The sequence below is a fragment of the Rhodoferax sp. GW821-FHT07F03 genome (assembly GCF_059418745.1).
The window spans coordinates 127,854-135,837 of record NZ_JBWKQM010000016.1 but is presented as its reverse complement, the minus strand read 5'-3'; the positions used below and the strand labels follow the sequence as shown (position 1 = coordinate 135,837).

Below are 7,984 nucleotides of genomic sequence, written 5' to 3'. Positions count from 1 at the left end.
ATTCACGAAACTCGATCTGCGCACAGGGCAACGCCATAGTTGCGCGTGTGGGAACCGGATTTTTTTACAGCCTCGTTGGGTAGCATGAACTCTCGCTATTTCGCCTGCCAAGATTGCAAAACTTATACAGACGCTGGCTATAGGTGGGCGTATTGGAAGCTTGAGCATCCCGGGATTGTTCAGGCCGATGCTGTTGTGGATGAGCCAAGCGTGCTGAACGCCGCAGACTATTGGAATCCACCACAGGATGATGAAAGTTCATGGCTCCATGAGGGTGTGTTCCCTGTCGTTCGCGCCTTCTTCAGCGAGCACCACGCGCACAAAGTTACCTACGTTGAGAGCGGTTCATTCTTCGGGATAAAGGATTTCGATGACTGGCTCGAAATCAAGGAGAAATGATAGACGCTGCTATCGAGGTTTGGGTGAACTCGCTTAATCACATTGAGCGCCTGCTGCCCAACCTTTTGCTGCAGCGGACGACATCGCAGCCATGAACGCCCGAAGTCAGCTCAGCCTCTATGTTCCGCAATCCGTTGGCGCAGAACTGGAAGCGGCTCGCGAACTACTAGACCCAGTCCAAGCATGTCTGATCCCAGCTCACGTCACCTTGTGTCGGGAAGACGAACTCAAAGGTTTGGAGCTAACTTCACTCAGATCACGGCTTGCAGCGCCCGAGGCGGCTCCTATTACCCTGCGCTTTGGGTATCCTGAATCGTTTCACGAGCACGGGGTGCTACTGCCTTGCGTTGCGGGTGAAGCCGATTTCGAGGCGCTCCGTAAATGGTTGCTCGGTTCGAAGAACGTCAGGCACCAAGCACCCCACATAACGCTTGCTCACCCACGCAATCCGAAGTCACCGCATAACGATCTGTCCAGACTGGCTCGTATGCCTAGTGACCTAGTCATCACTTTCACAGTCGTTAGCCGAATTCAACAGGAAGGCATCGCACCTTGGCAATTGCTTGAGCAATACACGCTCGGCGCCACCGCAGAAGCGATGCCTAACCCCGTTCAAGCGGACCCGTTCCGGCCGGCTTCGCCATCCTCCACGGTCCGCTTAAGTCGTTAGATTTCCATATGTACACAGTCACGGTTTTAGTATTCCTGGTCCTCCCAGCTGGTATAGCAGCGTTTCTACTTTGGCGCGCATATCAAATGGGCGTCAACCGCCGCATTGAACTTACCCGTCAGTGGATTTCGCACCCACCCGAAGGCATTGAAGAGTTTGCTCGATTGTTTGCGTGGCGCGACTTCACTTTTGGGGCAGCGTTATTAGCTTGCCTTGTGCTTTTGATTGTCTGGCCGCGTTACTTTCCCGTGTGGATACCTCTCATGGCAGCATTTGGTTTCATTCATCAAGGATTCACGAAATATGCGCTTCATAAGCTCAGGAAAAGAAATTCAATCTAGCCGGTTGCGCGTGGCGGACAAGCGGCCGCAGAATGCCGTTTATCGGCGTTTGCTGCGTGCCTGAGAGCGCCAACATTGAGGCTGTAAAAGTGCCTCGACACAACATTTCTGATCCATCCGATCAAGAGCGTGCCAGCCCCGACCTGACTACTAAAGCCTGGGCACAGCCTGCCCCCAGTCGCCAGCGTAGCACCCTCCTTCCACACATCGGCACACCACAGCATCCCCGCCGCCCGCTCCCAAAACCATAGCTACCTCCGCAGATATCATCTGCGCCACCAAGCTATTCCCCTCACAAGCCCGTGCCCCCGCTCTCAGCCCTTCGCCGCAGCCTCCAGTCCTGGCGCCGCCCGCTCATCGGCCTGGCCCTGCTGCTAGCCGCGCTGTGGACGCTGGACCGGGCATTCCCCCTGCCCGAGGCCGCCCGCACCGGCCTGGCGCCGCCCGGCACGCTGGTGGTGCTGGCGCAAGACGGCACGCCGCTGCGCAGCTGGGCCAGTACCGACGGCGCGCTGCGCCAGCCGACTACCGTGGAGGCCGTGTCGCCGCACTATCTGTAGGTCCTGCTGCAGTACGAGGACAGCAGGCCCCGCTGGCCGCCGAGCGCCTGCGCCGCCAGCCCCACGCATCGCAACAAAATGGCATCGTGCAAAGTACGCTGGGCCCAGCCCTTTGCCAAGTCCAAGGCGAACAGTGCTGGGCCAACCGTCCATCGCGCTATGCATGGAGGCAACTGGCGAAGTGGTCAATAAGCACCCGCACTTTAGGCACGGTGTAGCGTGACGGAGCGAACAGCATGTACGCCGTGCCCTGGTAATTGGCCTCGTAAAACCACTCGGGCAAAACCGGTACAACACGGCCTGCCTTGATCGCTGCTGCGGCTGCAAAGTCTGGCAAACAGCCCACGCCTAGACCGGCTTGAACGGCCTCAAGCCGCATCTCGCTATGGTTTACGGTATAGCGCCCCTGCACCAGCACCTCGCTCGTTTCCTTGCCGCGCGAAAACCGCCAGCGGTTATCCCCCAATTGCTCTCCCAAAGACAAGCAGCTGTGGGCCATGAGATCCTGCGGGGCCAAAATGGGCGGATGCGAAGCCAGATACGCTGGGCTGGCCACTAGCAGTTGGCGCACAGGCATCAGCGACCTGGCCACCATGCCCTGGGGCGGGTCCTCGGTCAGGCGAATCACGATATCCATGTTCTCGCGCAGCGGATCTACCGGTCGGTCGGCAACCAGCAGCTGCACATCGACGTCTGGATAGCGTTGAAGAAACGCCAGCAAATGCGGCTGCAGCACTTGCCGCGCAAAAGCCTTGGGCGCACTCACGCGCACCAAACCCTTGGGGCTGCGCATATGCCCTTCGGCCACCTGCAAAGTAGCCTTGGCGGCAGCAACCATCTCGCGTGCGCGCTCAAAAGCCTCCAGGCCCGCCTCCGTCAGATGCAATTGCCGTGTTGTGCGCCGCAGCAGCTGTACACCCATGGCTTTTTCAAGCCGTGTGATCTGTCGGCTGACCGCCGATGGCGACATATCCAGCTGCAGCGCCGCAGCTGAAAAGCCGCCCGACTCAACCACTTTCACAAACGCCACCAACTCCCTCAAAACGTCTATGAACTCGTTTGTTCCCGCCATGCACAACTCCTGTTCAGCCATGCAGTCTAGTCAGATTTCCAGGCCCCACCAAAAATGCCATAGCCAATAACAACCTGGAAAAATGCTATGCAAAGCAGAAGAATTCGCAGTTTTGACGATCTCGACGCCATGGTGGGCCGGGTAGACCATGTGCTAACGCTGTTCAGTGGCGGACTGGACAGCAGCTACGTACTCAAAGAGCTGGCGGATCGTGGACTTCAAACTACCGCCCTGGCGATCGATGTCGGAGAAAGCGCCCATGTCCAAGACTTGCAGGACATTGCCGACTTCTTTGGCGCTACGTTGAAGGTGGTGGACGCCAAAGAGTCTTTTGCCACGGAGGCCGTGCTCCCGGCGATACGTGCGCAGGCCCGCTATATGGGCATGTATCCCGTGAGCTCCTCGCTGTCGCGCCCAGTGCTGGCACGTTGTGCCGTGCAGGCTGCCAGCGAACTAGGGTGTTCGGCCATTGTGCACACCGCCAACCAATCCCAAAACAGCCTGCGCAGGCTCAACGGTGCGATCGCACAGCTGGAATTCAAGGGCTGTTTTGGCACGCCTTATGAATGCTCCATATTGACGCGGGAGGAAAAGATAGAAGCACTCCGCCTGTTGGGACTCACACGTTTCCAGGCCAGAGGTATCAGCGGTGATGCCAATCTGTGGTGCCGCGAGTTTGAGTCGGGGTCCATCGACAACCCCGAAGGATTTTGGGTGCCATCCACCCTGTATGAGTGGACGCGCCAGACCGGCCTGCCCATTGAGCAGCGGGAAATCAGCATCCAATTTCACAAGGGGCTGCCGGTCGCTGTCGATGGAGAACCGATGCAGTTGCTGGACCTGATTGCACTGCTGAACCAGCAGGTGGGGGCATATGCCATCGGCCGATACAGCGGACTGGAGCATCTAGCCGGTGGAGAGAAGGTGCTGGAGGTACGCGAGGCCCCCGCTGCCACCATCTTGATGGACGCCTACCGCCACTTGGAAACGGCCGTTCTGGATGCCGAAACCATGCGCGAAAAAATAGCGATGGAGCAACTGTGGACCCGCGAAGCCATAGAGGGGCGTTGGTATGGCATGTTGCGCCAAAGCGCGGAAGCATTCATCCAGACGTCTGCAGTCAAAGTATCAGGCACGGTGGGCTACGTGCTGCGCCAGGGCGCAATGGACGTATGTTCGATCCGGGCCGAACGCCCGCTGTATCTGACAGACCGCGATGCCTGGGAAAAGAGTCTTCTGCAAAGCGCTTTCCAGCCCCCAACACGCCAAACCAGCGCGGAATCTTTGGAGGTGCAGGCATGATCGGCCCGAGCTTGGATACAGTTACGCCTCCGACCAAAGGCATGGGTGATTTTGGACGCCACCTGCAGCGCAGCCATTTTGTATTTATCCCTGGGGCCACACTGTCAACGTTGCTGGCCCTATCGGGCGAAGAGGTAGCCGACTTTGGCTCCTATTGGGAGCGCCTGATCTGCGACCAGTACATGGGTGACGGTGGCACCTACCGTTACCGCCGCTACGGCGAGTTTGAGATGTCCAGAGGACGTGAGCGCCGCCAGTTGCCGCATGGACCATATGAGCAGCCCAAGTACATCAACGAACTCAATGGCGGAGTCGCCCGCAAGTTCGCCCCCCTGGAGCCCGATTTCGCGTCGCATACTGTGCTAAGCAGATTGCTCGACTGGCTGACACAGCTGTATGACCAATGCGAGGGCAAGGCATGCCGCTGGAACGTTCGCGTGCACCCCTACCGCATCACAGCCAGTGGTTCCGTACCGGGGCAGCCCACGCCGGAAGGCCTGCACCGGGACGGCGTGGACTACATCGTCAGCCTGCTGGTGGACAGACACAACGTACAAGGTGGAGAAACCACCATCACGGACGAGCGCCGAGAAATCCTCTGGCAACGCACCCTGCTGCAGCCCATGGACATCATGGTGGGCGACGACCACCGCACCATGCACTCCGTATCGCCCGTGGTACCTGTGGTGCCGGACAAACCGGCTTTCAGAGACGTACTCGTCGTGGCATTTACCCGGGCTGTTGTATGACCCAAACCACCTTGACAATCAAAGCGCCATCCAAGGTACATGCACATGCCTGGCTTGGCTTTGGGCCAGTTGAGTTGCTGCTGCTACTGGTCGCTACGGTATGGGGCGGAAGCTACACGGCGGCCAAATTGGCCACACAGCAACTGCCTGTACTAGAGTTTTTGGTGTTGCGCTTTGGTCTGACGTTTGTGCTGCTTTTGCCTGCGCTCAAGCCCCTGGGCCGCATGCCGTGGCGTAGCGCCTTGGGCGGGGCCATCATGCTGGGCGCAAACTTGCTGGCCATTTTTATCTGCGAAACCTTCGGCGTATCTTTGACCACCGCCTCCAACGCGGCCTTTCTCATCAGTTTGTGCGTGGCATTCACGCCGTTCTGCGAGTGGTGGCTGCTCGGTCAAAAGCCCTCGTCCTCCGTCATCGCAGCAGCAGCACTCTCGATGCTGGGGGCCGGCCTGCTGGCGTTCCAGCATGGCGGTGGATCGCAGCTGGTGTGGGGTGACGGTTTGATGGTACTGGCCGCACTTCTGCGCGGCCTGATGGTATGCCTGACCCGACGCCATGGGCAAAAACACCAGCTACCTGCACTCACCATGACAGCGATCCAGATGGGCGTGATGGCAGTGGGCGCTGTAGCTGTGCTGCTGGTGGTCCAAGGCCCCACGTTTCACCCCTTGCCAGTCACTATCGGCTTCTGGGCGGCCATGGCCTTTTTGGTTTTACTGTGCACCGTACTGGCCTTCTTTGTTCAGAACTATGCGGTGGCCCGCACCAGCCCCAGCCGGGTCGCCTTGCTGATGGGCAGCGAGCCCCTGTTTGGCGCACTGATCGCCACAGTCTTCATGGGCGAAGCCGCCACCGCGCAAGGCTGGCTAGGGGGCGCACTCATCGTAGGGTCAGCATGGTGGGTCACCCGGCCAACGCCTGGTGCCAAAACCTAAGGCGCCTTGTTTAAGGTATCGATTTAAGAGCAATCTATCTCTTCGATACTTGGGAAACACCACCTGCGCCAGACTGCGGGAAGTGCCATCTCGTAGACGCAGATGGCTTAACGCGAAATCAACGCGGTGGCTGCCGCCCGTGTGCGCCAGCCATCGCGCTCCAGCAGATGCGTGAAAACCCCAGCGCCACCCCCCGTGAAAAGGAGGTGCTCTCCTGTATTGCATCAGGTCTTGGCTGTAAAGCCACAGCACGCAATCTCAATATCAGCGAATACACCGTGCGTAAGCACCGCGCCAGCCTATTGCGCAAATTGGGTTGCAGCACCGCCACAGAGCTACTGGTCTATGTCTTGAACCAAAATCCCATTTCGGGAAATTAACGCCCATGTCCATGGATGCTTCTCAAGCCAAACCACTAACGCCGCGTGAACGCGACGTAGCCGTGCTTGTGGGACAGGGCCAAACAAGCAAGCAAGCCGCACGGGTGCTGGGCATCAGCGACCTCACCGTCCGAAAGCACCGAGAAAACATTATGAGCAAGCTGGGGCTTCACGATACGTCACAACTGGTTCGACATTTCGCAGCGCAAACAAAGCGAGATGAGGACGTCCGGCACCAGCATGACCATAGGATCGCCCCGCATTTGCCAGGGCATGAAGCTGAAAGCAGGTAAGGCAGGCGATATGTATGCTGACGGCTTATTGGGTAAACCAAAGATGCAGTCACAACAAGTGTTGCCCCTCTCCCGCTGGGCGGTAACCACCCAGCGGGAGAGGGGCAAAAGTTAAGGCTCAGTCTTGGCTACCGTGTGCCTGAACCAAGCCCCCAGGCGTTGCGCAGACGATCAATGACTCACAGTAATGGCCGTATTGCCCACCGTCCATGTCTCACTCGCCAAGACGGAGTTTTTCTCGTTCTTGACGGCACTGAGGGCGCGGAGGACTGCTTCGTCAAATTTACCGGCACCGAACACTTTCAAGACCTCCCGGTTCTTCGGCGTATCAAACTTTACCTTCAATGTGAAGCTACCCGCCGAAGTCGTCACGGAACTTGGACGCAGACCGCTGGAGAACTTGTCGATAAATTTGCTCAGCAGAAAGGTCGCTGCCGCTAGCGACAGCGCATACTTAAACGTGACCAAGACCTCAGCAATGACCAAACTTCCCTCCGGTCCAGTACCTTCCGCCAGATCCATGGTCGAAGCTAGAGGGCCGGCCTCCCAAGTGCCCGCAGCGGTGTAGCTGATCGTCTGCGTGGTCGTGGTCCCATCGAATGTGACGGTCGTAACTTCGCTGGTATTGCTGGCGATGATGGTTCCCGTATCTTGGTAGCTGTTGAACCAGATTTGGTAGGTATCGATCGGTGTCAGGGTCGCTGAGCCGTTGGGCGGCATGCCGCTGCTGTTGGCAAAGATCGGATTTCCATTGTTGTCAAGCAGCAGATCATAAGGATAGCCTTGCCGCTCGTTGTTGATAGCAATGACTCCGGCTGCCCCCCCATTGGCCGGAGTCGTGAAAAGTCCACCAGCACTGAGTGTCACTGTTTGTCCCGTGTTAATTTTCTGGTTGATCCCTGACGCTTGGGCGGTGACGGAGCCTTCGGTTATTTTTTCCGAGCTCCAGTTCACCATGTAACTCGGTACCGCTATGTTGAAGGTGTTCTTAGGTCCGTAGGCAACGGGGTTAGTTGCGGTAGGAAGCGGGCCTTGAGATTGCCAGATCACGGTGAACGCTCCGCTGACCTTCTTGGCAAGATACAGGCTGTAGTTGCTATTTTGTAGTTGTGTCAATTGGCCGGGATCGATTTCAACAATGATGGATTCTGCAGACATGGGATGCTCCTGTGATATCTAAATAGGTATTCAGGTCGCGGCAGTTATGCCGGGCCTATAAAGAACGGTGATTGACGGGCCAGCCCAATGCGGGATGACGGGGTCTGCGAGACCTAAGTGATTTG

General features: G+C 57.9%; 10 protein-coding genes. 8 read left to right on the top strand and 2 right to left on the bottom strand.

The features are described 5' to 3' along the window. Positions 1-84: 84 nt before the first annotated feature. The 3 genes from AC07R0_RS22785 to AC07R0_RS22775 all read left to right on the top strand — a co-directional run bounded on the left by AC07R0_RS22785 (position 85) and on the right by AC07R0_RS22775 (position 1,970). A complete protein-coding gene (locus AC07R0_RS22785) occupies positions 85-399 on the top strand; it encodes a hypothetical protein (RefSeq protein ID WP_495106585.1) in 315 nt (104 codons plus the stop codon). 678 nt (positions 400-1,077) lie between these two features. Continuing rightward, complete coding sequence (locus AC07R0_RS22780) at positions 1,078-1,410, top strand: hypothetical protein (protein ID WP_495106584.1); 333 nt, start codon at positions 1,078-1,080, stop codon at positions 1,408-1,410. Positions 1,411-1,712: 302 nt separating this feature from the next. Further along, positions 1,713-1,970, top strand: coding sequence for a hypothetical protein (locus tag AC07R0_RS22775; RefSeq protein WP_495106583.1), 258 nt, complete (start codon positions 1,713-1,715; stop codon positions 1,968-1,970). 157 nt (positions 1,971-2,127) lie between these two features. Here AC07R0_RS22775 and AC07R0_RS22770 read toward each other — a convergent pair whose 3' ends face one another. Beyond that, on the bottom strand, positions 2,128-3,042 hold the full coding sequence (locus tag AC07R0_RS22770) for a LysR family transcriptional regulator (RefSeq protein WP_495106582.1): 915 nt from the start codon (positions 3,040-3,042) through the stop codon (positions 2,128-2,130). Positions 3,043-3,129: 87 nt separating this feature from the next. Between AC07R0_RS22770 and AC07R0_RS22765 the strand changes: the two genes are divergently transcribed. From AC07R0_RS22765 to AC07R0_RS22745, 5 genes are all read left to right on the top strand, one after another. Next, on the top strand, positions 3,130-4,344 hold the full coding sequence (locus tag AC07R0_RS22765) for an argininosuccinate synthase-related protein (protein WP_495077450.1): 1,215 nt from the start codon (positions 3,130-3,132) through the stop codon (positions 4,342-4,344). After that, a complete protein-coding gene (locus AC07R0_RS22760) occupies positions 4,341-5,093 on the top strand; it encodes a 2OG-Fe dioxygenase family protein (protein ID WP_495106581.1) in 753 nt (250 codons plus the stop codon). The genes AC07R0_RS22765 and AC07R0_RS22760 overlap by 4 nt, the downstream gene beginning before the upstream one ends. A gap of 11 nt (positions 5,094-5,104) precedes the next feature. Continuing rightward, a complete protein-coding gene (locus tag AC07R0_RS22755; protein WP_495106580.1) occupies positions 5,105-6,028 on the top strand; it encodes a DMT family transporter in 924 nt (307 codons plus the stop codon). Between the two features lie 167 nt (positions 6,029-6,195). Continuing rightward, positions 6,196-6,408, top strand: a complete 213-nt coding sequence (locus tag AC07R0_RS22750) for a response regulator transcription factor (RefSeq protein WP_495106579.1) — start codon at positions 6,196-6,198, stop codon at positions 6,406-6,408. Positions 6,409-6,413: 5 nt separating this feature from the next. Further along, positions 6,414-6,701: a response regulator transcription factor gene (locus AC07R0_RS22745; RefSeq protein WP_495106578.1), complete on the top strand. Its 288-nt coding sequence runs from the start codon at positions 6,414-6,416 to the stop codon at positions 6,699-6,701. Between the two features lie 171 nt (positions 6,702-6,872). On the opposite strand, the gene AC07R0_RS22740 is transcribed toward AC07R0_RS22745, so the two are convergent. Next, positions 6,873-7,859: a hypothetical protein gene (locus AC07R0_RS22740; RefSeq protein WP_495077445.1), complete on the bottom strand. Its 987-nt coding sequence runs from the start codon at positions 7,857-7,859 to the stop codon at positions 6,873-6,875. Positions 7,860-7,984: the final 125 nt, after the last annotated feature.